22 protein-coding genes are annotated in these 25,050 nt (G+C 70.4%); 11 read left to right on the top strand and 11 right to left on the bottom strand.

All coding sequences use genetic code 11. From position 1 onward, the window contains the following. The first annotated feature begins 34 nt into the window (after positions 1-34). Positions 35-871: an MBL fold metallo-hydrolase gene (locus JIX55_RS32525; protein WP_257566788.1), complete on the top strand. Its 837-nt coding sequence runs from the start codon at positions 35-37 to the stop codon at positions 869-871. A 29-nt stretch (positions 872-900) separates the two neighbouring features. On the opposite strand, the gene JIX55_RS32530 is transcribed toward JIX55_RS32525, so the two are convergent. The 5 genes from JIX55_RS32530 to JIX55_RS32550 all read right to left on the bottom strand — a co-directional run bounded on the left by JIX55_RS32530 (position 901) and on the right by JIX55_RS32550 (position 6,274). Next, positions 901-1,254 (bottom strand): hypothetical protein, encoded by a 354-nt coding sequence (locus JIX55_RS32530; protein WP_257566789.1) that lies wholly within the window; start codon positions 1,252-1,254, stop codon positions 901-903. Then, positions 1,247-1,912, bottom strand: coding sequence for a peptide-methionine (S)-S-oxide reductase MsrA (msrA, locus tag JIX55_RS32535; protein WP_257566790.1), 666 nt, complete (start codon positions 1,910-1,912; stop codon positions 1,247-1,249). Before msrA ends, JIX55_RS32530 begins: the two co-directional genes overlap by 8 nt. Before the next feature lie 172 nt (positions 1,913-2,084). Further along, positions 2,085-3,179: a hypothetical protein gene (locus tag JIX55_RS32540; RefSeq protein ID WP_257566791.1), complete on the bottom strand. Its 1,095-nt coding sequence runs from the start codon at positions 3,177-3,179 to the stop codon at positions 2,085-2,087. Next, positions 3,176-4,816, bottom strand: a complete 1,641-nt coding sequence (locus tag JIX55_RS32545) for a M48 family metallopeptidase (protein ID WP_257566792.1) — start codon at positions 4,814-4,816, stop codon at positions 3,176-3,178. Before JIX55_RS32545 ends, JIX55_RS32540 begins: the two co-directional genes overlap by 4 nt. A 339-nt stretch (positions 4,817-5,155) precedes the next feature. Next, positions 5,156-6,274 (bottom strand): hypothetical protein, encoded by a 1,119-nt coding sequence (locus JIX55_RS32550; protein ID WP_257566793.1) that lies wholly within the window; start codon positions 6,272-6,274, stop codon positions 5,156-5,158. 219 nt (positions 6,275-6,493) lie between these two features. On the opposite strand from JIX55_RS32550, the gene JIX55_RS32555 reads away from it, so the two are divergent. After that, on the top strand, positions 6,494-7,648 hold the full coding sequence (locus JIX55_RS32555; protein WP_257566794.1) for a cystathionine gamma-synthase: 1,155 nt from the start codon (positions 6,494-6,496) through the stop codon (positions 7,646-7,648). 16 nt (positions 7,649-7,664) lie between these two features. Here JIX55_RS32555 and JIX55_RS32560 read toward each other — a convergent pair whose 3' ends face one another. The 3 genes from JIX55_RS32560 to JIX55_RS32570 all read right to left on the bottom strand — a co-directional run bounded on the left by JIX55_RS32560 (position 7,665) and on the right by JIX55_RS32570 (position 9,020). Continuing rightward, positions 7,665-7,913 carry a hypothetical protein gene (locus JIX55_RS32560; RefSeq protein ID WP_257566795.1) on the bottom strand — a complete coding sequence of 83 codons (249 nt, stop codon included), beginning with the start codon at positions 7,911-7,913 and terminating at the stop codon, positions 7,665-7,667. Further along, a complete protein-coding gene (locus JIX55_RS32565; protein ID WP_257566796.1) occupies positions 7,910-8,398 on the bottom strand; it encodes a sigma factor-like helix-turn-helix DNA-binding protein in 489 nt (162 codons plus the stop codon). The genes JIX55_RS32560 and JIX55_RS32565 overlap by 4 nt, the downstream gene beginning before the upstream one ends. A 127-nt stretch (positions 8,399-8,525) precedes the next feature. Next, positions 8,526-9,020, bottom strand: coding sequence for a MarR family winged helix-turn-helix transcriptional regulator (locus JIX55_RS32570; protein ID WP_257569559.1), 495 nt, complete (start codon positions 9,018-9,020; stop codon positions 8,526-8,528). Positions 9,021-9,184: 164 nt separating this feature from the next. Here JIX55_RS32570 and ilvA point away from each other — a divergent pair, with 164 nt between their 5' ends. From ilvA to JIX55_RS32585, 3 genes are all read left to right on the top strand, one after another. After that, positions 9,185-10,414, top strand: a complete 1,230-nt coding sequence (gene ilvA / locus JIX55_RS32575) for a threonine ammonia-lyase (RefSeq protein WP_257566797.1) — start codon at positions 9,185-9,187, stop codon at positions 10,412-10,414. 171 nt (positions 10,415-10,585) lie between these two features. Further along, a complete protein-coding gene (locus JIX55_RS32580; protein WP_257566798.1) occupies positions 10,586-11,602 on the top strand; it encodes an ATP-binding cassette domain-containing protein in 1,017 nt (338 codons plus the stop codon). Next, a complete protein-coding gene (locus JIX55_RS32585; RefSeq protein WP_257566799.1) occupies positions 11,599-12,444 on the top strand; it encodes an ABC transporter permease in 846 nt (281 codons plus the stop codon). Before JIX55_RS32580 ends, JIX55_RS32585 begins: the two co-directional genes overlap by 4 nt. Positions 12,445-12,510: 66 nt before the next feature. On the opposite strand, the gene greA is transcribed toward JIX55_RS32585, so the two are convergent. Both greA and JIX55_RS32595 read right to left on the bottom strand, forming a co-directional pair. Beyond that, positions 12,511-13,011, bottom strand: a complete 501-nt coding sequence (gene greA / locus JIX55_RS32590; protein ID WP_257541234.1) for a transcription elongation factor GreA — start codon at positions 13,009-13,011, stop codon at positions 12,511-12,513. A gap of 180 nt (positions 13,012-13,191) precedes the next feature. Next, positions 13,192-13,590, bottom strand: coding sequence for a DUF4307 domain-containing protein (locus JIX55_RS32595; protein WP_257566800.1), 399 nt, complete (start codon positions 13,588-13,590; stop codon positions 13,192-13,194). A gap of 244 nt (positions 13,591-13,834) precedes the next feature. On the opposite strand from JIX55_RS32595, the gene mca reads away from it, so the two are divergent. Together mca and JIX55_RS32605 are read left to right on the top strand one after the other, a co-directional pair. After that, the gene (mca, locus tag JIX55_RS32600; protein WP_257569560.1) at positions 13,835-14,686 is read left to right on the top strand and encodes a mycothiol conjugate amidase Mca; all 852 of its coding nucleotides are present in this window, start codon (positions 13,835-13,837) and stop codon (positions 14,684-14,686) included. Between the two features lie 21 nt (positions 14,687-14,707). Further along, entirely contained in the window at positions 14,708-14,947 is a 240-nt protein-coding gene (locus JIX55_RS32605; protein WP_257566801.1) for a hypothetical protein, read from the top strand. A 138-nt stretch (positions 14,948-15,085) separates the two neighbouring features. Here the strand turns inward: JIX55_RS32605 and JIX55_RS32610 are convergent, their stop codons facing one another. Then, positions 15,086-18,364, bottom strand: coding sequence for a tetratricopeptide repeat protein (locus JIX55_RS32610; RefSeq protein ID WP_257566802.1), 3,279 nt, complete (start codon positions 18,362-18,364; stop codon positions 15,086-15,088). A gap of 270 nt (positions 18,365-18,634) precedes the next feature. Here JIX55_RS32610 and JIX55_RS32615 point away from each other — a divergent pair, with 270 nt between their 5' ends. The 4 genes from JIX55_RS32615 to JIX55_RS32630 all read left to right on the top strand — a co-directional run bounded on the left by JIX55_RS32615 (position 18,635) and on the right by JIX55_RS32630 (position 25,045). Beyond that, positions 18,635-20,677, top strand: a complete 2,043-nt coding sequence (locus tag JIX55_RS32615; protein ID WP_257566803.1) for a thioredoxin domain-containing protein — start codon at positions 18,635-18,637, stop codon at positions 20,675-20,677. 215 nt (positions 20,678-20,892) lie between these two features. Beyond that, positions 20,893-22,155 carry a glycosyltransferase gene (locus tag JIX55_RS32620; RefSeq protein WP_257566804.1) on the top strand — a complete coding sequence of 421 codons (1,263 nt, stop codon included), beginning with the start codon at positions 20,893-20,895 and terminating at the stop codon, positions 22,153-22,155. Next, positions 22,152-23,822 (top strand): ArnT family glycosyltransferase, encoded by a 1,671-nt coding sequence (locus tag JIX55_RS32625; RefSeq protein WP_257566805.1) that lies wholly within the window; start codon positions 22,152-22,154, stop codon positions 23,820-23,822. Before JIX55_RS32620 ends, JIX55_RS32625 begins: the two co-directional genes overlap by 4 nt. Then, complete coding sequence (locus JIX55_RS32630) at positions 23,819-25,045, top strand: glycosyltransferase (protein WP_257566806.1); 1,227 nt, start codon at positions 23,819-23,821, stop codon at positions 25,043-25,045. The genes JIX55_RS32625 and JIX55_RS32630 overlap by 4 nt, the downstream gene beginning before the upstream one ends. Positions 25,046-25,050: the final 5 nt, after the last annotated feature.

A 25,050-nucleotide genomic window follows, 5' to 3' on the forward strand; every position in this document is an offset into this window, starting at 1 on the left:
TCACCACCCGGGGGGCTTCAGAGATGTGATCGACATGCCCCTGCAAAAGGTCCGACCGGGTACGGTCCACAGGGTCCGCCCGGACATCAGCGTGCTGGCTGACAGCCTGGAAGTCCCCGGGATCGGACATATCCCGGTCAACGCCTTCGTCCTGCTGGCCGCCCAGCCGGTCGTGGTCGACAGCGGCCTGGGCCTGCCCGACCGGAACTTCGTCGAGACGCTCGGCACGGTGCTGGACCCGGCGGACGTGCGCTGGATCTGGCTCACCCACCCCGACCGCGACCACACGGGCGGGATATTCGACCTGCTGGCGGCGGCATCCGAGGCACGCGTCGTGACGACGTTCATCGGCGCGGGGATCCTCTCCTGCGAACGCCCGCTGCCCCTCGACCGCTGCTATCTCCTGAACCCCGGCGAGACGATGGACATAGGCGACCGCACCCTCACCGGTTTCCGCCCGCCCCTGTTCGACAACCCCGCCACCGTCGGCTTCTTCGACGACCACTCCGGCGTCTGCTTCAGCTCCGACTGCTTCGGCGCGCCCCTCCCCACGGCCGACCTCGCCCAGGCCGATGACATCCGTGACGTCGCCGTCGACGACCTGCGCACCGCCCAGCTCCTCTGGGCCACGGTGGACAGCCCCTGGGTCAGGACGGTCGACATGGAGAAGTTCCTCGCGACCTTCCAGCCCCTCAAGGACCGCAAGCCCGACCTCGTCCTCTCCACCCACCTCCCCCCGGCCGCCGGCATCACCGGTTCCCTCCTCGACACCCTCGCCACCGCCCCGGACGCCCCACCGTTCATGGGGCCGGACCAGGCGGCGCTGGAACAGATGCTCGCGGGGTTCGAGCCGGAGGGGGGCGGGCACTGAGGCCGCTTCAACCCCGACCGGAGCCAGTCTCAGGCGCGTTCGACGAACCGGGGTTCCGGCCACGCGGTGACCGGCTCGGGGGCGGCCGAGTAGATCTCCAGCAGCGAGAGGTAGCCGCCCTGCGTGAAGACCATGACCCCGGCGTCGTCCGGAGTGACGTACCAGGCGTCCGCGGCGAGGCCGTCGCTCCGAGTCGGCGCCGGAGGCACTGCTTCGCGGTCCACGGCCAGATCGACCGTCGCACACCCACACCCGCACCCGCCGACGACATGGGCGTACGGGATCTGGGCGCGAAGCGCGCTGCCGACCGGGTTCTCGGCGGTCAGCAGCGCGTTCAGCGTCGCGGCGACGGCGGGCGGGAGGGGCTCGGCGAGCTCAGCCATCCGCCTTGGCCACGCCGATCGGGCAGGACACGCCCGTGCCGCCGATGCCGCAGTAGCCCGCCGGGTTCTTCTCCAGGTACTGCTGGTGATAGCCCTCGGCCGGGTAGAAGGTGCGGCCCTCCGCCGGGAGGATCTCCGTGGTGATCTCGCCGTAGCCGGACGAGGCCAGGACCTTCTGGTAGGCCTCGCGGGAGGCTTCGGCGGCCGCGGCCTGGGCCGGGGTGTGGGTGTAGACGGCGGAGCGGTACTGGGTGCCGACGTCGTTGCCCTGGCGGAAGCCCTGCGTCGGGTTGTGGGACTCCCAGAAGACCTGGAGGAGACGCTCGTAGGAGATGAGGGCGGGGTCGTACACGACGCGGACGGCCTCGGTGTGGCCGGTGAGGCCGGAGCAGACCTCTTCGTAGGTGGGGTTCTCCGTGAAGCCGCCCTGGTAGCCGACGAGGGTCGTCCACATGCCCGCCGGGAGCTGCCAGAACTTCCGCTCGGCGCCCCAGAAGCAGCCGAGGCCGAAGTCGGCGGTCTCCAGGTGCTCGGGGTAGGGGCCGAGGAGCGGGGTGCCGAGCACGGTGTGGCGGTCGGGCACGGTGAACGGCGACTCGGCGCGGCCACGCAGAGCCTGCTCGGGGGTGGGCAGCTGGGGCGTGCGGCCGAAGAGCATGGGGGCTCCTACTCCTTGGGGTGCTTTGGGCTGAGGCTTGGGCTGGGTTTGGGGATCGGGGCTCGACGGGCTCGGGGGCTTGAAACGAGTGGGCGGTACCTGGAGAACGTTCCAGGTACCGCCCGCATTCCGTGCGCGATCGCTCACGACCTCCGGCCGACTCCGCGCCGGGTCAGTCGGCCGCTGCCGCCGCCACGGCCTGTGCCGACGAGTTCCGGATACGGCAGTAGAACGCGGCCATCGCCTCGTCGTCGCCCTGATAGCGCCACGGCAGGGCGTTGACGTACCCGTCGACCAGCTTGAACTGTTCAAGCGCGGCGTCGTCGCGGTCCTGGAGGGAGAGGTAGTACGCGAGGAGGTGCCGCAACTCGGGGAGGCGTGGGTGGGACGGGTCGGCCGCGGCGGCGTCGGCGAGCCCCGCGTCCACGCGGCCGATCATCTTCGGCGTACGGTCCACGTTGTTGTCGTCCGACGTGTCGTGCTCGAAGTGCGCGATGAGCGGCAGGACGGTGAGCAGGCTGCCCAGCGGCGCGTTGGCCGCCGCCCGCTCGGCGAACTCCGTCGCCAGTTTCTCCGAGCCCCGCCACTTCGCACACCAGTACTGCAGCGCCGAGTAGTGCGCCTCGTAGTGGTGTGGGGCCCGGGCGGTGATCTCCGTCCAGAGCTTGTCCATCTCGGCGTGCGGATAGCCGAGCCCGAGGGCGACCGCGATCTCCGTGACGTACGGAGTGGGGTCGTCGGGGTTCAGCAGCGCTGCCCGGGCGATCTCCTCGCGGGAACGTTCCAGCATCCGGTGGAAGCCCGCGAACTGCTCGCCGGTCGTGTACTTGGCCTTCTTCGCGCCCCGCAGGTTCCCGGCGAGGATGACCGTGCTGCGGCAGCGGACCACGGCCGCGTCCGGGTCGTCGGGCCGGTCGGCCTCCCACGCGAGCAACCAGTCGTCGTCATCGGCGGCGATGTCGCCCAGCAGGGCCGCCGCGCGGGACCGCCGGTCCCAGTCGCGGCCGATGTCCTGCAGCAGTTTGGCGGCCGCCTTCCAGTCACCGCCGCGCACGGCCGCGAACGTCGCGTCCCAGCCGGCGGGCAGCGCGCCCGCGTACTTGGTGTTCTGCCGTTCCGCGGGCAGCAGCCCCATCGCCTCGGCGACGTCCGGGTCGGCATCGGCGCTGGGGGAGAAGAACTCCTTGAGGAAGACCCAGGCCATCCAGAGGCCGAAGAGCAGGGTCGGCACCGCCAGGACGGCCAGTATCCACAGCAGTACGGTCATCGCGGTGCGTCCGTTTCTCGGGCGGCGGGTCCTTGGGGAGCGGGCAGCAGCGCGCGCAGCGGCCCGGTGTCGGGGTGGTCGGCGATCGCCGCGTCAAGGGCGGCGCCGAGGTCGGTCTCCATGCCGTCCGGCGCGGGCGGCAGATGCACCGAGGCCGGCTCCGACCAGGAGAACTCCCAGCGCAGCCGGGAGTGGGCGCTCAGCTCGGCCAGCACCATGCCCTGCAGCGCGTCCGCCAGCGCGGGCCGGACGAACTCGCGGAAGGCCCGGCCCTGCGCCTCGGCCGCCTGGTCCGACAGGGGCAGCCGCCGCGCCAGCTGCCACAGCTGACCGTCGTCGATCACCTTGAGCAGCGCGGGCAGGGACGGGTGGTCCTTGGTGTACATCGCCAGCGCCCGGTGCAGCGCGGTGTCGAGACCGGCGAAGTTCGCGGCCATCGAACCGTCGAGCAGTTCCTGCCAGTCACCGGCGCGCCGGAAGCGCCGGACGTCCTCGGCGAGGACCGCGTCCTCCAGCGCCGCCAGGGTCCGGTCCGGGTCGGCCAGCAGTCCGAGCGCCGCGCCCTTGGCCTCGTCCGCCCGGCCGTCGGCGGGCAGTTCCTCGATGCGCTGGACCCGGTCGGCGATGGGCGGGTGAGAGTCGTACGGCGACGAGGGCTCGGTGGGCAACTCGGTGCGCAGACCGACCAGTTCGAGCTGACGGGCGGAGAGCATCCGCCCGTAGCCGCCGAAGAACTCACCGCGCGGCGGCAGCAGCCGGGCCTCGGCGCCGAGGGTGGCGTAGCTGTTCATGTAGAAGCCGAACGCGGCGTCCAGCGCCGGTATCTCGCGCAGCGCGGACGCGGTGGCCTCCCGCCCGGCGATCCGGGCGGCCGCCGCGTCGGCGGCGTACTCCTGGCGGCGCGAACCGGCGAGCGTGGCGCGGATGTACAGCTTGGCGTAGCCGATGTAGATCTTCGCCATCACGCGGTACGTGACGCCCGCGTGCCCGGTGTCGATCTCCTTGGTCTCCTTGCCCTTGGCCGTGGCCTTGGCGTTCTTCTTCTCCTGCCGGGCCCGTTCGCGCCCGGCGGTCTTGTCGGCGCGCTCCTCGAAGTGCCGGATGGTGCGCAGCACCTGGGCCCGGCCGCGCACGGTGATCGCGGCGAGCCGGGTGTCGGCGTTCGAGTAGTGGCCCAGCTCATGGGCGAGGACCGCGCGCGACTGCGCCTCGGTCAGGCCCTGCAGCAGCGGTACGCCGAGGTAGAGGCGGCGTGGGCCGGGCAGCAGGCCGAGCAGCCGGGCGTCCTCGCTGACGGCGGCGTTGACGTCGGCCGTCAGCACGATCCGGGACGGCGCCCGGGTGCCGACCTTGTCGGCCAGCTCCCGTACGGTCCGCCAGACTTCGGGCTCGTCGGCCTCTGTCACCGGCAGGCCCGGCAACTCCTCGCTCCTCGGGGTCCGCAGCATGAAAAGACCGCGGACCAGCGGGATCGCCAGCAGTACGGAGACCACGTACAGCTTGGTCGCGAGGCTGGTCGGAGCGTGCAGGTAGAGCAGGTAGTCGGCGCCGGCGAGCGCCGCGAGCAGGATCACGCCGAGCAGATAGAAGCCGGCGAGCAGCACGAGGGCGCGCAGTGCGCGCAGGGTCGCGCCCATTGGGCAGAGTTCCCCCCACGGGAAAGATCGCGAACGATCATTTAAACGGTGAAATCGGGCGGCCTGGGACGTGTCCATGACCGAAAGGTGTGAGGGGCGGAGTATTTCGCACGGGTGTGCGGGGTTGCAAGGGCTTACTGGGGGCCGCGTGCCCAGTGAGTGGAGTGTGTGGCGGGGATGGCGGCTGCGGGCTCGTCGTGGCTGGTCACGCCCTGCGGTGGAGCCGCACATGTCGCGGGGCCGCATAGGTCACGGAGCCGCAGTAGGTCACGGAGCCGCGGTAGGTCACGGCCCGCGCCCCTGAAGGGGCTCCGCCCCTTCACCCCTTCGGATAACGCTTCAGTGCAGCAGCGTCGCCGGGCTGCCACCGTTCGCCTCATATCCCGCCACCGCCAACGCCCGGAATATCGCGTAGTCCGCGGCCGGGTCGGAGGTGAGGGTCCAGGGGAGGGCGCCTACGTGGCCGTCCACGTGGACGAGCTGGTTCATGGCCTCGGACCAGCGCTCGGCGCGGACCAGGAAGAAGATCAGCAGGTGGCGGACATGGGACAGCATCGGGTCGTCGGGCCGTGCCGCGTGCACCGCGAACAGGGCACCGTGGATCGCCTTGGTGACGACCTCGCTCTCGTAGAACCCCTGCACCAGGTTCACCTCGGGCAGGTGCTCGAACACCGCGAACAGCGGCATGGCCGCGAGAAGCGACCCCTGCGGGGCGCGGGCCGCGGCCGCCTCGGCGAAGGCGTACGCCAGCTCCCGCGAGCCGTGCCACTTCTCGCACCAGTAGTGCAGGGCCGCCAGATGCGCGCCCATGTGCGCCGGGGACCGGTCAAGGATCTTCAGCCAGAGCTGCTCGAACTCCTCGCGGGAGTACGCCAACCCGCGCGCCACCGAGAGCTCGATGATGTACGGGATCGGGTCACCGGGGGCCAGCAACGCGGCGTCGCCGCACGCCGACCTGGCCTCCTCCATGATGATCCGGAAGTCGTCCGTGCCCGGCGTCGACGTCCGCCACGCCTGCTGCACCAGGAACTCCGCGTGCACCGCCGCGCCGCCCGCGTCCTTGGGCGCCTCCGCGCGCCACACCCGCAGCCACTGCCCGCCCGGAGTCTCGCCCACCCCGCCCGGCCGCTGCGCCAACTCCAGCGAGGCCGCACCCGCGAACGCCTGCACCCGCTGCCAACGGACCTCGCCGTCCGCCTCCGTACCGGCCAGCAGCTGCTTCGCCGTCCGGTAGTCCTGCGACCGCTGCACCACGTCCAGCACGTCCAGCAGATCCTGGTCCGGCCCCGGCATCCGCACGTCCAGCAGCTCCTGCCGCACGAACCCGTAGTTCGCGGGGTCCGCCGCGTCCGGGTGCCCCGCCTCCACCTGCTGAATACCGGCCCGCCGACGCGTCACGATCGGCCACAGCACGAAGCCCATCATGAGCAACGCCATCAGGACCCAGAGAATCTCCATGCCACAAGGGTTCCAGACGCCGCCGACAATTGCCCAACCCGGTCGGGGGCCTGTGGAAAACTCCGGGGGCCGCCGCGCCCGTCAGGGGCGCGGGGCCGTGACATACGCGGCTCCGCCGCGGGGCGCGACGGGCCACGAACGACCCGCGGCCGCCCCATCACAGCTTCCCCCGAGCCATAAGGCGCCCCCTGCCCAGCGGAGCGCTTACGCTCGATCCCTATGAGCGACACCCACACCAGCCAACACTTCGAGACCCTCGCGATCCACGCGGGCAACACCGCGGATCCCCTCACCGGCGCGGTCGTCCCGCCGATCTACCAGGTCTCGACCTACAAGCAGGACGGCGTAGGCGGCCTGCGCGGCGGCTACGAGTACAGCCGCAGCGCCAACCCCACCCGCACCGCGCTGGAGGAGAACCTCGCCGCCCTGGAGGGCGGCCGCCGCGGCCTCGCGTTCGCGTCCGGCCTGGCCGCCGAGGACTGCCTGCTGCGTACGCTGCTCAGCCCCGGCGACCACGTGGTCATCCCCAACGACGCGTACGGCGGCACGTTCCGCCTCTTCGCGAAGGTCGTCTCCCGGTGGGGCGTGGACTGGTCCGTCGCCGACACCGGCGACCCCACGGCCGTCCGGGCCGCCATCACCCCGAAGACGAAGGTCGTCTGGGTGGAGACCCCTTCCAACCCGCTGCTCGGCATCACCGACATCCCGGCCGTCGCCCAGGTCGCCCGCGAGGCCGGCGCGAAGCTGGTCGTCGACAACACCTTCGCCACCCCCTACCTCCAGCAGCCGCTCGCGCTCGGCGCGGACGTCGTCGTGCACTCGCTCACCAAGTACATGGGCGGCCACTCGGACGTCGTCGGCGGCGCCCTGATCGTCGGCGACCAGGACCTGGGCGAGGAACTGGCGTACCACCAGAACGCGATGGGCGCGGTGGCCGGGCCCTTCGACGCCTGGCTGGTGCTGCGCGGCACCAAGACGCTCGCCGTCCGCATGGACCGGCACAGCGAGAACGCCACCAAGGTCGCCGACATGCTCACCCGGCACGCGCGCGTGTCCCGTGTTCTCTACCCCGGCCTGCCCGAGCACCCCGGGCACGAGGTCGCCGCCAAGCAGATGAAGGCGTTCGGCGGCATGGTGTCGTTCCAGGTCACCGGCGGTGAGGAAGCGGCGGTCGCGGTCTGCGACCGCGCCAGGGTGTTCACCCTCGGCGAGTCGCTGGGCGGTGTCGAGTCCCTGATCGAGCATCCGGGACGCATGACGCACGCCTCCGCGGCCGGCTCCGCCCTGGAGGTCCCCGCCGACCTCGTACGCCTCTCCGTGGGCATCGAGAACGTGGACGACCTCCTGGAGGACCTCCAGCAGGCCCTGGGCTAGGCCCTTTCCCGGGCGCTCACCAAACCGTCAGCGGTGGGGTCGTCTCCGACGGCGGCTCCACCCAGGGGCGGGCCAGCAGGGCCCACACGAAGAACGCGACCACGGCGGCCAGCAGCACCAGCCACATCAGATGGCGGGCCGCCGTGCGGCGCCGCAGCATGCGCCCGCCGCGCCGCACCGCGGCCGCGCACAGGTCGGGCGGCACCTGGGGCGGCGTCCGGTCCAGGATCCGCCGTACGGACGCCTCGCGCTCGCGCAGACTCATGACGGCGCCACCTCCGCCACCCCGCGGGCGGCCTCGCGCGGGGGATGCAGGACGGTAGCCATCGCGCGCAGACAGATCGTCCGTACGCGTTCGACGGGCAGCCCGAGGAGCGCCGCCGTCTGTTCCTCGGCGACACCCTCGTAGAGCCTGAGGACGAGGATCAGCCGCTCCTGGGGGCTGAGCATGCCCAGTGCGCCGCCGGGCGCGGGGCGGAAGAGGCCGTGGTGGTGCCAGGCCCCGCGCGCGAAACGGAGGGCCAGCTGCTGACGGGTCCGGTCGTAGGGGTCCTCGCCGCGCAGCCGGTCCCAGATGGCGTACGTGTGGGCGAGGGCATGGGTCAGCAGCCGCCGCGCGCGCGGGTTGTCGTTCGGCGGTTCCGCCGTGAGCAGGGTGGCGGTCTGCAACAGCCGCCCCGCCGCACCCGCGACGAACGCCTCGAACTCCCGGGCCCTTCGGGCGCCTTGGGCCCCATGCCGTTCTCGCACCGCGCCTCCCGCCTGAGGCCGACCCTGAGGAAAACGGGGCCCGGCCGCGTACGGATGCGTCTTCGTCCGCCGTGTACGACGAGGGCCCGGTCTCATATGAGGCCAGGAGCGGGCGCGCGGTCAAGGGTCAGGACGCCGACGGTGCCTCCGGGGCGGCCGCCATGCGGGTGGAGAGCGCGGTGTTGAAACGGGTGAGGAGGGAGCAGAAGGCCTCGCGCTCCTCGGGGGCCCAGTCCTGGGTCAGCTCGGCCATCAACTGGCGCCTGGAGGAACGTACCTCCTCAAGCCGGGAGAGCCCGCGAGGCGACAGCTGGAGCACCACCGCGCGGCCGTCCTCCGGGTGCGAGGTGCGCTTGACGAGACCGGTGTCCACGAGCGGCGCCACCTGACGGGTGACCGTCGAGGAGTCGATCCCCATGCTCGCCGCGAGCGCCTTGACGCCCATCGGGCCTTCCTTGTCGAGGCGGTTGAGCAGCAGGTACGCGGCACGGTCCATGGAGTTGCGCACCTGCCCGACGCCGCCGAGCCGGGTCTGCTCGGCACGGCGTGCGAACACCGCTACCTCGTGCTGCAGCGTGTCGAGAAGACCGTTGTCACCGACGGTCGTCATGTCCATCGACATTTCAGGTGTTGTGGGCATGGCCAAAGGCTCAATTCATGCGTGGGGCGCTGGGTTGGGGGACAGAGTACGCGGACCGGGCGTGAGGTGTGCGGGCCCCGCTGAAACCCGGTCCCGCCCCTTGGTCACACCCGCGTTCGACCCCTGTGAACTGCGAGACTGTGGTCATGAGCTATAGCACGGCTGACTCCTTTCCGAGGGTGACGCTCGACGACGTGCGAGGCGCGCAGAAGATGCTTACGGGCGTTTCACGTGTCACCGCCATGGAGGGCAGCAGGCATCTGTCGCAGCTCGTCGGCGCGCCGGTGCACTTCAAGTGCGAGAACCTCCAGCGGACCGGCTCGTTCAAGCTGCGCGGCGCGTACGTCCGTATCGCCGGCCTGCTGCCGGAGGAGCGCGCCGCCGGCGTCGTCGCCGCGAGCGCGGGCAACCACGCCCAGGGCGTCGCCCTCGCCTCGTCACTGCTCGGCGTGCGCTCCACGGTCTTCATGCCGAAGGGCGCCCCACTGCCGAAGATCAGCGCGACCGAGGAGTACGGCGCCGAGGTGCGCCTGCACGGAACGGTGGTCGACGAGACGCTGGACGCTGCTCAGGAGTACGCGGCCGAGACGGGCGCGGTGTTCATCCACCCGTTCGACCATCACGACATCATCGCCGGTCAGGGCACGGTCGGTCTGGAGATCCTGGAGCAGTGCCCCGAGGTGCGCACGATCGTTGTCGGGATCGGCGGGGGCGGGCTCGCGGCGGGCATCGCGGTCGCGGTGAAGTCGCTGCGGCCGGATGTGCGCGTCATCGGCGTTCAGGCGGAGGGCGCGGCCGCGTACCCGCCCTCGCTCGCCGCCGGGCTGCCCGTGGCCGTGGCGAACCCGGCGACGATGGCCGACGGCATCAAGGTCGGAAGGCCCGGCGACGTGCCGTTCGCGATCGTCGCGGACCTGGTGGACGAGGTCCGTACGGTCTCGGAGTACAACCTCTCCAGCGCCCTGCTGCTCTGCCTGGAGCGGGCCAAGCTGGTCGTGGAACCGGCCGGCGCCAGCCCCGTCGCGGCCCTGCTGCGTGACCCGCAGTCCTTCCAGGGCCCGGTCGTCGCGGTGCTCTCCGGCGGCAACGTCGACCCGCTGCTGCTGCAGCGCATCCTGCGGCACGGCATGGCCGCCGGTGGCCGCTACCTGCAGGTTCGTCTCCGCCTGACCGACCGCCCGGGCGCCCTCGCGACGCTTCTCGGGGTGTTGTCAGTGGTCGACGCTAATGTCCTCGACGTGAGTCATGTGCGGACCGACCCCCGGCTCGGGCTCACGGAGGTGGAGGTCGAACTGCACCTGGAGACGAGGGGGCCGAAGCACTGCGCCGAGGTCAACCACGCCCTCCGTGAGGCGGGCTACACCGTCATCGACTGAGGTCGGCCTCCTCTTGTCACCCGTTCGGGTAAGTCCATTGAGGGACGCGATACATCGCGTTATGGTGTGTCTCGTATTCGCTCGGCGGTGTGGCCCACGCCACCCGTCAGGCAGCACGAAAAGTACAAACCGAGGCTTTGCGAAGGAACCCCAACGACGTGGAGAAATCACATGCCAGGCGCCATCTATGCCGAAGGCCTGGTGAAGACCTTCGGTGACGTAAGAGCCCTGGACGGCGTCGACCTCGATGTCCCCGAGGGCACCGTCCTGGGTCTGCTCGGGCCGAACGGCGCGGGCAAGACGACCACCGTCCGATGCCTCACCACCCTGCTGCGGCCCGACCGCGGCAAGGCGATCGTCGCGGGCATCGACGTCCTGAAAGACCCCGACGCGGTACGCCGCTCGGTCGGCCTCTCCGGCCAGTTCGCCGCGGTCGACGAGTATCTGACGGGGCGCGAGAACCTGCAGATGGTCGGCCAGCTCTACCAGATGCGGGCCAAGGACGCGAAGGTGCGCGCGGGCGAGCTGCTGGAGCAGTTCCACCTCGCCGACGCCGCCGACCGGCCCGCCAAGACCTACTCCGGCGGTATGCGCCGCCGCCTCGACCTGGCGGCCGCGCTGGTGGTCTCACCGCCGGTGATGTTCATGGACGAGCCGACCACCGGACTCGATCCGCGCAACCGCCAGCAGCTGTGGGGGGTCATCAAGCAACTGGTCTCCGGCGGTACGACCCTGCTGCTCACCACCCAGTACCTCGAAGAGGCCGACCACCTCGCGCACGACATCGCCGTGGTCGACCACGGCCGCGTCATCGCCCGCGGCACCTCCGACCAGCTCAAGGCCCGCACCGGCGGCGAGCGCGTCGAGGTCGTCGTGCACGAACGCGAGCACATCCCGACCGCCGTCGAGGTGCTGACCGGTTTCGGCAAGGGTGAGACCACCGTCGAGGAGCACACGCGCCGGCTCACCGTGCCCGTGGCCGGCGGTGCCAAGCTCCTCGCCGAGGTCATCCGCGAGCTGGACACCCGAGGCATCGAGATCGACGACATCGGCCTGCGCCGCCCCACCCTGGACGACGTGTTCCTCTCCCTGACGGGACACACCGCCGAGGTGAAGGACGAGGCCGAGGGGAAAGCCGAGGCAGCCGACGCCAAGGGGCGGGGCCGCAGGAAGGAGGCCGGGAGGTGAGCATCGTCACCGACGCCGTGCGGGTCGCACCGCCAGGCAATCCGATCACCCAGTCCATCCGGGACTCGCTGGTCATCGCCAAGCGCAATCTGATTCGAATGTCCCGAATTCCAGAAATGGTAATTTTCGGGCTTATTCAACCTGTCATGTTCGTAGTGCTGTTCAGCTATGTGTTCGGCGGCTCCATGACTGTCGGCGGCACCACGGACTCCGCCGTCTACCGCGAGTTCCTGATGGCCGGCATCTTCGCGCAGACCGTCACCTTCGCCACCGCCGGCGCCGGAGCGGGCATCGCCGACGACATGCACAAGGGGCTCATCGACCGCTTCCGCTCGCTGCCCATGGCGCGCGGGGCCGTGCTGACCGGACGGACGCTCGCCGACCTGGTCCAGACGGCGCTCACCCTGGCCGTGCTGGCCGTGGTCGCCCTGCTGGTCGGCTGGCGCACCCACACCAGCATCGGCGAGGTCCTCGGCGCCTTCGGGCTGCTGCTCCTGCTCGGCTACGCGTTCACCTGGGTCGGTGCGCTCATCGGCCTCTCCGTGCGCACCCCCGAAGCGGCCACCTCCGGCGGGCTGATCTGGCTGTTCCCGGTCACGTTCATCTCGAACGCGTTTGTGGACTCCAGCCGTATGACGCCTTGGCTGCGGCATGTCGCCGACTGGAACCCGTTCAGCGCCACCGTCCAGGCCTGCCGTGAGTTGTTCGGCAACCCGGGGGTGTCGCCGTCGGACGCCTGGCCCATGCAGCACCCGGTGTGGGCCTCGCTGATCTACTCGGTCCTGATCATCGTCATATTCCGGACCCTGTCCGTACGGAAGTACCGCTCGGCGACGGCATGACGAAACCCCCGGCGCCGAGGGGGCGCCGGGGGCTCGGTCGGGGCATCAGGGGTGCGGCCGTGCGGCTCAGCTCTGATAGGGCACGGCCTTGAGGATCTTCACCGAGGCGAACTTGCCGTTCGGCAGCTCGTACTGGGCGTCCTCACCGACCTTCTTGCCGGTCACGCCCGAGCCCAGTGGGGACTGGGGGGAGTAGGTCTCGATGTCGGAGCTCGCGTACTCGCGCGAGGCGAGCAGGAACGTCAGCGTGTCGTCCTCGTCACCGTCGAAGGCGATCGTCACGACCATGCCGGGCGCCACCGCTCCGTCCGCCGACGCCGGAGCCTCACCGACCTTGGCGTTCTCCAGGAGCTGGGTCAGCTGGCGCACGCGGAGCTCCTGCTTGCCCTGCTCCTCCTTGGCCGCGTGGTACCCGCCGTTCTCGCGCAGGTCGCCCTCCTCGCGCGCGGCCGCGATCTTGGCGGCGATTTCCGTGCGCGCAGGACCAGACAGGTACTCCAGCTCGGCCTTGAGCTGGTTGTACGCCTCCTGGGTCAGCCAGGTGACGTTCTCGCTGGTCTGGGTCACAGGTGCTCCTCGTAGGTACTGGGAATACAAAGCATCGCCCTACCCAGAAGAATGTTCCTTCACGAGTGGGCGAAACCACGAGCCTAACAATTCAGCGGCGGAAGGGGGAGGACATAAACCACAAGCGTTACGTCGACGCAGGTCAGCGCAGTGATTCGGAGAGCCTGGGGCAGTCGGGGATCAGTTGGCGTGACAGCCGAGCAGCTCGGCCGTGGTGCCGCGCGACGTCGTCTTCAGGGTGAAGACCTCGTCGATGTCCGTGGTGTCGGCATCGAAGCGGAAGTCGGCGCGGCCGACCTCGGCGCCGTCCTCGGACTGGGAGCGCACGGTGCAGTAGCCCTTGACGCCCGCGTCCTTGTCGCCCCTGAGATGCACCTTCACCGAATTCGCCGAGGTGTCGAAGGTGTAGATCTCGACACTGATCCTGTTGCCGGCGACGTAGTGGTAGGCGAACCAGCCGATGAGGACGAGGAGGGCGGCGCCCAGGACGGCGCCGATGGCCTTGAGCTTGCGGTCGGCGCGCTCGTCCGCGGAGCGGCCGTAACGGCCCTCGGGCAGCTGAGTGCTCGCCGTGCTCATGCTCGTCCTCTCGGAAAGGGAACCTGCTCCCGGAAGGGGCGTCCAGGCTCTGGGCCGGGAATATCCCGCCCCCCGATTCCGTCACTATAGAAGCCTCCGCCCAGGCCCCTGACGGCCGCCCCGCATGGGGTGTCCGAACGGGACGGCACTATGGACTCTCCGGATCGCGCCGGGCCGAGTCACCGAAGCACAGGCCGGGCGCCGACTTACGAGGGAATGAGTCTTGACTGACCAGCTGCGACTGATGGCCGTGCACGCGCACCCCGACGACGAGTCGAGCAAGGGTGCGGCCACCATGGCGAAGTATGTGTCCGAGGGGGTGGACGTGCTGGTCGTGACCTGCACGGGCGGCGAGCGCGGCTCCATCCTCAATCCCAAGCTGCAAGGCGACAAGTACATCGAGGAGCACATTCACGAGGTACGCAAGAAGGAGATGGACGAGGCCCGCGAGATCCTCGGAGTCGGGCAGGAGTGGCTCGGCTTCGTCGACTCCGGTCTCCCGGAGGGCGACCCCCTCCCGCCCCTTCCCGACGGCTGCTTCGCCCTGGAGGACGTCGACAAGGCGGCCGGTGAGCTGGTCCGGAAGATCCGCGCGTTCCGTCCCCAGGTGATCACCACCTACGACGAGAACGGCGGGTACCCGCACCCCGACCACATCATGACCCACAAGATCTCGATGGTGGCGTTCGAGGGGGCGGCGGACGCCGAGAAGTACCCCGAGGCCGAGTACGGCCCGGCGTACCAGCCGCAGAAGCTGTACTACAACCAGGGCTTCAACCGCCCCCGCACCGAGGCGCTGCACCACGCCCTGGTGTCGCGCGGCATGGAGTCCCCGTACGGCGACTGGCTCAAGCGCTGGGACGAGTCCGATCACAAGGACCGCACCCTCACCACGCATGTGCCCTGCGCCGACTTCTACGAGATCCGTGACAAGGCACTCATCGCCCACGCCACGCAGATCGACCCCGACGGCGGCTGGTTCCGCGTTCCCATGGAGATCCAGAAGGAGGTCTGGCCCACCGAGGAGTACGAGCTCGCGAAGTCCCTCGTGGACACCTCCCTCCCCGAGGACGACCTCTTTGCGGGCATCCGCTAGCCCTGGGGGACAATGCCAGGCATGAGCGTAAGCCTGGCAGTCACACACCTCGTCCCTCTCGCCAAGGAGCTGGACAAGGACAAGGTCACCCCCGGCGTCCTCGGCTTCATCGTCTTCGCGGTGATGGCCCTGGCCGTCTGGGGCCTGATGAAGTCGATGAACAAGCACATGGGCAAGGTCGACTTCACGGAGACGCCGGACGCATCCGTCGAGGAGACGACGACGGATGCGGGCGGGAAGACGACGCCGGCGAAGGGCTGAGCGCCGACGCGACGGTTCGACGGCGTGACTCCGTGACACCGTTCAGGTGTCACGGAGCCACGCCGCGTCGCAGTGGAGGCCGGTAGCCGGTCGCTGCGGAAGCCGGTCGCCGTGGAGGTCGACCACCAAGCCCTCCGCTCACCCCTGCCCGCCTGTCACCGGCACCCCCATCACCTCTCGGGCATGCCGGTTCGGCACCATCCCCAGGGTCCAGGCGCGCCAGCCGCCCTCCAGGTTCACGCCTCGCTCCAGCAGCAGCCGATACGCCTCGACGTATTCGGCGAGCTTTTCGTCGCGCAGGGGGTGGGCGGTGCGGGAGAGCTGGGCCAGTTCCTCCTCGGCGACGGCTGTGCCGATCTCGACGCCGCCGGGCGCCGCGTACGGCAGCAGCGTGCACCTCAGGAAGCGGGCCCAGTCCTCGCCGCGACGGTCGCCGTACGACGTGAACAGCCGCGCCGCCTCGTCGCACAGGGCCAGCGCCTGCGGGGTGCGGGTGTTGCCCGCGTCCACCACGGCCAGCTCCAGACAGGTCCAGGCCTCGCCGTGGGCCACGCCGATGCGCTGGAAGTCGGCGCGGGCGTCGACGAGGAGCTGGCGGGCGAAGCCGGAGTTCCTCAACGAGCCGGTCTGGACGGCTCGTTGGTCACGGGTGACCCGGGCCGAGTGGTGGCGGGCGCAGGCCAGGCCGTAGACGTCGCGCATGCGGGAGAACGCCGTGCGGGAGCGTTCCAGCTCACGGACCGCCTGGTCGAGGTTGCCCGTCTCCTCCAGGGCCTGGCCCAGGTAGTAGCCGGTCCAGGCCTCACCGCGGGCGTCCTCGTTGTCGCGGTGGTGGGAGAGGGCCTGGCGGAGGCCGTCGACGGCGGCGGAGGGGTCGCCCGCGACGAGGCGGGCGCGGGCGAGCTGGGTCATGGACCAGGCCTGACCGCGGGCGTCGCGGGTGCGGCCGAACAGGTCGAGGGCCGTCCGCAGCTCACTCTCCGCCCGCGGGACCTCGCCCATGCGCAGCAGCAGCTGGCCGAGCTGGAAGTACGCCCAGCCCTCGCCGTGCAGGGATTCCTGCTGGCGGTGGATGACCAGGGCGCGGGTCAACAGGTCCAGCGCGTCGGCCAGGTGGGCGCGGTCGCGTTCCACCGCCGCCAGGGCGTGCATCGTCCAGGCGCGGTCCGCCGCCAGCTCGGGGACCGACTGGAGCTGGAGGGCCTCCAGGAGCTTCTCCGCCGCCTCGGTCAGGTTGCCCTGGTGGTGGAGGGTGATGCCCAGGGAGCACAGGGCACGGGCGGCGCCCGCGTCGTGGTTCGTCTCCATGTACAGGCCGACCACCGACGTCAGCGTCGTACGGGCCTTGTCCAGCTCGCCCAGCTGGCGGGCCGCGATACCCGTACGCCACTGGACCGAGCGGGTCAGCAGGCCCTGGTCCACCGACTGGGCCAGCTCGTTCAGCTCACCGAGGCGGTAGAGGTCGCCGCGCAGCAGGCAGTAGTCGCACAGGGCGCCGAGGAGGCTGAGGACCGCCGCCTGGTTCACGCCCTCCGCATGCCGGAGCGTGGAGGTGATGAAGCTCGTCTCGTCGTCCAGCCAGCGCAGCGCCTCGTCCAGGGAGACGAAGCCGTGCTGGCCGAAGCGGTCCGAGCGGGTCGACATGTTGCCGTCGACCAGGCGGAGGACGGAGTCGGCGAGATCCGCGTAGGTGACGATCAGGCGTTCCTGCGCGGCCGTGCGCTCGCTCGGCTCCTCCTCGTCGAGGAGGCGGGCGTGGGCGAAGGCGCGGACCATGTCGTGCAGGCGGTAGCGGTTGCCGTGGACATGGTCGATCAGGCCCGCGCGGGCGAGCGCGGTGAGGTGACGGGTCGCCTCCGTCTCGTCGGTGGCGAGGAGGGAGGCGGCGGCGGCCGCGCCCAACGATGCCCGGCCCGCCAGCGCCAGGCGGCGCAGCAGTCGGCGGGAGGGGTCCGACTGGTCGGTGTAGCGCAGCCAGAGGGCGCGTTCGATCGGCTCGACCGGGCCGTACGCGCCCAGGTCCGCGGCCAGTTGGCCGGGCGTACGCGGTCCCAGGGACGAGCCCGCGACGCGCAGGGCGAGGGGCAGCCCGCCGCACAGCTGGCGGATGCGGGCGACGGATTCGGCGTCGTACGAGACGGACGACGACGTCCCCGGGGATGCGCCCGCCCCCGCCCCGACGGGCGCTCGCGTGGACGGCGCCCCCGCCGTCAGCACCGAGCCGTCCTGTGCCGCCGTGCTCAGCAGTTCGTGCGCGCCGTCGCCGTCGAGTGCCTCGACGGGGAGCTGGTGGACCCAGGCGGGGAGGTCGGCGGGCAGGGCGAGCGGGGTGCGGGCGGTGACCAGGACGAGGCTGTCGGAGCGTTCGGGGACGAGGATGCGGACCTGCTCGGGGTCGGAGGCGTCGTCCAGGACGATCGTCACCGGCAGGGCCGTCAGATGCTGGTGGTACAGCTCGCTCAGCCGTTTCACCTGCTGGTCCTGGGAGGTGCGCTCACGGAAGAGGAGCTGGTCGCGGGGGGCGCCGAGACGGTTCAGCAGATGCATCAGCGCGTCCCGCGTGGACAGCGGGGTCTCCTCCGGGCTGTCGGCGCGCAGGTCGACCACGCAGGCGCCGCGGAAGTAGTCCCGCAGCTCGTGCGTCGCGCGGACGGCGAGGGCGGTGCGGCCGGAGCCGGGCGCGCCGTGCAGCACGACGACCGTCGGCCGGGTCTCGGTCTCGGCGCGGGCCGCCTGCACCCACTGGCGGATCTTCCCCATCTCCGCCCGCCGGTCCGCGAACCGGTGGTCGGTCTCCGGGAGTTGGGCGAACGACTGCTCCAGCACATTGCGCCGCCGCGCCGCCGCGCTCTTGTCGGCGCCGCGCAGCTGGGGCGCCTTCTTCTTCGCCGTGGACGCGGCGAGTACGCGCTGCTGGTCCAGGAACGGCCGTATTCCGCGCACCTCCAGCGCCGTCAGCCACTGCAGCCGTAGCTGCTCGGGGCCGCCGGGCTGGCCGAGGGCGCCCGCGCGGTGGTGGTTCGCGGGGAGGTGGGAGGCGGTCACCTTCAGAACCGTGGCCACGGCGCTCGCGATGCCGACGATCACGCCGGTGCTCACGGCGGTGCCGGCGTCGACGCCGAACGAGAGGTCGGCCACGACTGCCGTGCCGGCGGCTACGGCCGCGACCAGCAGGGGAGTTCCGGAGCCTTCCTTCGCGTAGCGCTGGCCGAAGGTGAGACGGCCGGCCTCCGATTCGTCCAGTGCGCGGGTGTACGCCTCGTACTCCTCGGCCGCTTTCTGGGCCATCGTGTCCAGGGCGGCGCGGGCGCGGCCCAGGAGGACCACGCCGTCGGTACGGCCGCCCGACCTGCGAACCTCCTCCTCGACCGCCCGGACCAACAGCCGTTCGGCCTCCCCCCGGTGGCTGTCCCGCATCACACGTCCCCCTATCGCCGAAACGGCTGCCTTTGGTCAGTGTGGAGCGATTGGGGCGCGTTAGCGAGAGGGCGATTCGCTGCGCTGGGCTTGACCGGCTTCGGGGGTTCGCCGTGGAGAGAGGGGTTGTGCGCCGGGTGCGGGTGCTTCGTGGCTTGTCGCGCAGTTCCCCGCGCCCCTGAAGGGGCGCGCCCGGCCCCGTAGCGCGAGAACGGGACGCGCTCCCCGTGCTGAACTGCGATTCCCGGGTACTGGGGAATGATGGGCTCCATGCCGAACCGACTCGCTCACGAGACCTCCCCCTATCTCCTCCAGCACGCCGACAACCCGGTGGACTGGTGGCCCTGGTCGGCCGAGGCGTTCGAGGAGGCGCGGCGGCGGGGGGTGCCCGTACTGCTCAGCGTGGGGTACAGCTCCTGTCACTGGTGTCATGTGATGGCACACGAGTCGTTCGAGGACCGGGAGACCGCCGAGTACCTCAACGCCCACTTCGTCAGCGTCAAGGTCGACCGGGAGGAGCGGCCCGACGTCGACGCCGTCTACATGGAAGCCGTGCAGGCGGCCACCGGGCAGGGCGGCTGGCCCATGACCGTGTTTCTGACGCCGGAGGGGAAGCCGTTCTACTTCGGTACGTACTTCCCGCCGGCGCCACGCCCTGGGATGCCCTCCTTCCGGCAGGTGCTGGAGGGCGTGCGGGCGGCCTGGGCGGACCGGCGGGACGAGGTCGCCGAGGTCGCCGGGAAGATCGTGCGGGATCTGGCCGGGCGGGAGCTGAAGTTCGCGGCCGTCGACGTGCCCGGGGAGGACGAGCTCGCGCAGGCGCTGCTGGGGCTCACCCGGGAGTACGACGCGGCGCGCGGCGGGTTCGGGAGGGCGCCGAAGTTCCCGCCGTCGATGGTGATCGAGTTCCTGCTGCGGCACGCGGCGCGTACCGGCTCCGAGGGTGCGCTGCAGATGGCGCAGGACACGTGCGAGCGCATGGCCCGCGGGGGCATCTACGACCAGCTCGGCGGCGGCTTCGCCCGGTACTCCGTCGACCGTGAGTGGGTCGTGCCCCACTTCGAGAAGATGCTGTACGACAACGCCCTGCTCTGCCGCGTCTACGCCCACCTGTGGCGGGCCACCGGCTCCGAGCTGGCCCGGCGGGTCGCGCTGGAGACGGCCGACTTCATGGTCCGTGAACTCCGGACGAACGAGGGCGGCTTCGCCTCCGCGCTGGACGCCGACAGCGACGACGGGACCGGGAAGCATGTGGAGGGGGCTTACTACGTCTGGACGCCGGAGCAGCTGACCGAGGTGCTCGGGGAGGAGGACGCCCGGCTCGCCGCGCACTACTTCGGGGTCACGGAGGAGGGCACCTTCGAGGAGGGGGCGTCCGTGCTCCAGCTCCCGCAGCACGAGGGTGTGTTCGACGCCGAAAGGATTGAGTCGGTCAAGGACCGGCTGAATGAGGCCCGTTCGCGGCGCCCCGCGCCCGGCCGCGACGACAAGGTGGTCGCCGCCTGGAACGGGCTCGCGGTCGCCGCGCTCGCCGAGACCGGCGCCTACTTCGACCGCCCCGACCTGGTGGACGCCGCGATCGCCGCCGCCGACCTCCTCGTACGACTGCACCTGGACGAGAAGGCGCGGCTCGCGCGGACCAGCAAGGACGGGCAGGTGGGGGCCAACGCGGGGGTGCTGGAGGACTACGCGGATGTCGCGGAGGGGTTCCTGGCGCTCGCGTCGGTCACGGGGGAGGGAGTGTGGCTGGAGTTCGCGGGGTTCCTGCTCGACCATGTGCTCGTGCGGTTCGTCGACGAGGAGTCGGGGGCGCTGTACGACACCGCGGTCGACGCGGAGAGGTTGATCCGGCGGCCTCAGGATCCGACCGACAATGCCGTGCCGTCGGGGTGGAGCGCGGCCGCGGGGGCGCTGCTCGGCTATGCCGCGCACACCGGGTCCGAGCCCCATCGGACCGCCGCCGAACGGGCGTTGGGTGTGGTGAAGGCGTTGGGGCCGCGGGCGCCGCGGTTCATCGGGTGGGGGCTCGCCACGGCGGAGGCGTTGCTCGACGGGCCGCGTGAGGTGGCGGTCGTCGGGCCGGAGGGGCATCCGGGGACGAGGGAACTGCACCGGACGGCGTTGCTGGGGACGGCGCCGGGCGCCGTGGTGGCCGTAGGCACTACGGACAGTGACGAGCTGCCGTTGCTGGCCGATCGTCCGCTCGTGGGCGGTGAACCGACCGCGTACGTCTGCCGTAACTTCACATGTGACGCTCCCACGACCGATGTGGACCGGTTGCGTATGGTTCTCGGAACGGCGTCAAGCGGCTGAAACTCGCCGGATCAGGGCGCGGAAGAAGCTGAATAACTGTCATGAATTGGGCTTGTGTTCGGACACGTCCGCTTACATGTTCCCCCGAACGGAAACACGCTTTTTATCGGAAGGGTCCCCGAGGTTCACAGTTTCCCCCTACTCTCTCCACAGTGACGCGACGGGCGTAACCGCCCGTCGCGACAGGGGGTATTGGGGATCCGGGGGGATCTATCTTGCTGACGTCTGTCTTCATCGTCGTTGTCTCGCTGTCCTTGTTCTGGATGGCGGCGTTCACCCTGTGGTGGCAGATGCACGCGTGGCGCACGCCCGAAGTGCTCGCTTCCACCCGATTCAGCAGACCGGACGGCGACGAACATGTCTCGTTCTCGCTGCTGCTGCCGGCACGCCATGAACAGGCCGTGCTGGACCACACCATCCAACGACTGCTCGAGTCGAGCCACGACGACTTCGAGATCATCGTGATCGTCGGGCACGACGACCCGGAGACCACCGAGGTGGCCCGGGCCGCCGAGGCGCGCGACCCGCGCGTCCGCGTGGTGGTCGACCACCACGAGAAGAAGAACAAGCCGAAAGCCATGAACACGGCGTTGCCGCACTGCCGCGGTGACGTCGTCGGGGTCTTCGACGCCGAGGACCAGGTCCATCCGGAACTGCTGACCCACGTCGACCACGCCTTCCGCACCACCGGTGCGGACGTCGTGCAGGGCGGTGTGCAGCTCATCAACTTCAACTCCAGCTGGTACAGCCTCCGCAACTGTCTGGAGTACTTCTTCTGGTTCCGCTCCCGACTGCATCTGCACGCGCAGAAAGGGTTCATCCCGCTCGGCGGCAACACCGTCTTCGTCCGCACCGATGTGCTGCGCGCGGCCGACGGCTGGGACCCCGACTGCCTCGCCGAGGACTGTGACCTGGGCGTCCGGCTGTCGAGCGTCGGCAAGAAGGTCGTCGTCGCCTACGACTCCGACATGGTCACCCGCGAGGAGACTCCGGGCAGCCTGATGTCGCTGCTGAAGCAGCGCACCCGCTGGAACCAGGGCTTCCTCCAGGTCTACCGGAAGAAGGACTGGAAGCAACTGCCCGGCTTCCGGCAGCGGTTGCTCGCCCGCTACACACTGATGACGCCGTATCTGCAAGCCGTTTCCGGCGTGATCATCCCGCTCAACGTGGCCATCGCGCTCTTCCTCGACGTCCCCGTCGGCGTCGCCTTCATCACCTTCCTGCCGGCTGTCACCGCCCTCGTCACCTTCGTGTTCGAGATCGTCGGACTGCACGACTTCGGCAAGCAGTACGGCCTCCGCGTCCGGTTCGTCCACTACGCCAAGCTCATCGTGGGCGGCCCCTTCTACCAGGTGCTCCTCGCCTTCGCCGCCGTCCGCGCCGTATGGCGTGAGCAACGCGGCCGCAACGACTGGGAGTTGACCAGCCACGTCGGCGCACATCTCGCGAACGTGAACCGAGAGGACGTTCCTGCGTGACCTCCACACTTCCCGCGGCGACCAAGACACAAGTCAAGGTCCCCGCGCAGAGGACAGCTGTGCCCACGGCCGGTTCGACCAGTCGAACAAGCCCTTCCGCTTCCGCTTCGCCTTCGCCGAAGCGGCTGCGCGACTCGCGCCCCGACCTCCTCCTCTGCGGTCTCCTCCTCGTCGCGATCATGGTCGTGCAGGGCTGGAACATCGCCGACTACCCGACCCTCAGCGACGACGAGGGCACCTACCTCGCCCAGGCCTGGGCCGTGCAGGAGGGCAGAGGGCTCGCCCACTACACCTACTGGTACGACCACCCGCCCTTCGGCTGGATCCAGATAGCCGTCCTGACCTGGATCCCCGCTCAGCTCGCCCCCGAGTCGATGACCGTCGGCTCGATGCGCGCGGTGATGCTGCTGATCAGCGCGATCAGCGCCGTCCTCCTCTACGTCCTCGGCCGCCGCCTCTCGCTGCCCCGCTGGGCCGCCGGCCTCGGCATGGCCCTCTTCGGGCTCTCCCCGCTGTCGGTGGTGCTCCAGCGGGAGATCTTCCTCGACAACATCGCGGTGATGTGGACGCTCCTGGCGTTCTGTCTCGCCGCCTCACCGAGCCGTCACCTCTGGCACCACTTCGGCGCGGGCCTGGCCGCCGCCGCGGCCGTGCTCACCAAGGAGACGATGCTCCTCGTCCTGCCCGCCGTGCTGCTCACCATGTGGCGGCACAGCCACCGCGACACCCGCAAGTTCGCCATCACCGGAGCCGTCACCGCCTGCACCCTGATCGGCGTCTCGTATCCACTGTTCGCCCTGCTCAAGGGCGAGTTGATGCCCGGCGACGGCCATGTGTCGCTGTGGGACGGCATCGTCTACCAGATGAGCCGCCCCGGCTCCGGCTTCATCCTCACCGAGGGCACCGGTTCGTACGGCGTCCTCCAGTCCTGGCTCTACTACGACCGCGTCCTGCCCCTCGGCGGACTCGCCGGCGCACTGCTGCTCCTGATCACCTGGCGCTGGTCGGTGACCGCGAGAGCGCTCGCCGGACCCGCGCTCGCCGTCGCGATCCTCGCCGGAATGGCCCTGCGCCCCGGCTATCTGCCCGCGATGTACGTCCTCCAGGCCCTGCCCTTCCTCGCCCTCGTCCTCGCCGGCGGCACGGCGAGCGTCACACACGGCGTACTGCGCAGGTGGCGGAGCACGACGGAGAAACGGGCTCTGACCTGGGCGCGCCACGGGGTCGCCCTCGTCCTCGCCGCGGCTGCCGCCGTGTACGTCGTACCGCGCTGGTACGACGGCAACCACACCGCGATGACGTTCAACGCCAACGCCCCCTACCAGCAGGCGTCCAAGTGGCTCGGCTCCGAGATCGAGAACCCCGGCGACACTCGGGTCCTCGTCGACGACGCGCTCTGGCTCGACCTCGTCCACGAGGGCTACAAGCCCGGACTCGGCGTCATCTGGTTCTACAAGGCGGACCTCGACCCGGCGGTGACCAAGACGATGCCGCGCGGCTGGCGCGACCTCGACTACGTGGTCGCCTCCCCGACGGTACGGCGCGACGCGGTCGACCTGCCCAACGTGAAGGCCGCGATGGACAACTCGACACCGGTCGCCACCTTCGGCACCGGCGAGGACCGCATCGAGATCCGCAAGATCGAAGCCGCGGGAGGCGACCGATGACCAGCGGAAGTTACGAGTTCACCGCCCCTGAAGAACTCGGCGACCCGGCTGTGCGGGGGGCCGAAGTACCCGAGCCCGCGGCCGTCACCATCGTCGTACCGACCTTCAACGAGTCCGCCAACGTACGGGAGCTGCTGCACCAGATCACCGAGTCGGTGCCCGGGCGGCTGCCCTGCGAGGTCGTCTTCGTGGACGACTCCACCGACGACACCCCCGATGTCATCAACGCGGCCGCGCAGGACTGCCCGTTCCCGGTGACCGTGCTGCACCGCGACGAACCGGTCGGCGGACTCGGCGGCGCGGTCGTGGAGGGCATCAAGGCGGCCGGCTCCGACTGGATCGTCGTCATGGACGGCGACCTCCAGCATCCGCCGTCCCTGGTACCGGACTTGGTGGCGACCGGGGAGCGGTCGTCGGCAGGTCTGGTGGTCGCGAGCAGGTACATCAAGGGCGGCAGCCGGGCCGGACTCGCGGGCAGCTACCGCGTGGCCGTCTCACGCGGCGCGACCTGGCTCACCAAGTCCCTCTTCCCGCGCCGGCTGCACGGCATCAGCGACCCGATGAGCGGCTTCTTCGCGATCCGCCGCAGCGCGGTCACCGCCGACATCCTCCAGCCGCTCGGCTACAAGATCCTCCTCGAACTCGCCGTGCGCAGCCGCCCGCGCCAGGTCACGGAGGTGCCGTTCGTCTTCCAGGACCGGTTCGCCGGCGAGTCCAAGTCGACCGCGCAGGAGGGCCTGCGGTTCCTTCGCCACCTCGTCGGACTGCGCACCGCCTCGCCGCTGGCCCGCATGATGGTCTTCGGGTTGATCGGCGTCACCGGTTTCCTGCCGAACCTCGCGGGCCTGTACGCCCTGACCTCGGCCGGCATGCACTACGTCCCCGCAGAGATCCTCGCCAACCAGCTCGGGGTGCTCTGGAACTTCTACCTCATCGAGCACCTGTGCTTCCGCGAGCGGCGCAAACACCGCAAGGGATGGGACCGCATCGGCCGGTTCGCGTTGCTCGCCAACGCCGACCTGGTGCTGCGCATCCCACTGATCGCCCTGTTCGTCGACCGGTTCGAGATGGGGGCGCTGCCCGCGACCGCGCTCGCGCTGGTGACGACGTTCGTCCTGCGCTTCGTCGGGACCGAAGCGCTGGTCTATCTGCCGCGCAAGAACTCTCGCCGTGGGGAGCGCGGCGAGGAGAAGCAGGCTGAGCCGGCAAGGAGAGCCGCGTGAAGAAC

Origin of the sequence: Streptomyces sp. DSM 40750, assembly GCF_024612035.1 — a bacterium.
In the GTDB taxonomy this organism is placed as follows: Bacteria; Actinomycetota; Actinomycetes; order Streptomycetales; family Streptomycetaceae; genus Streptomyces.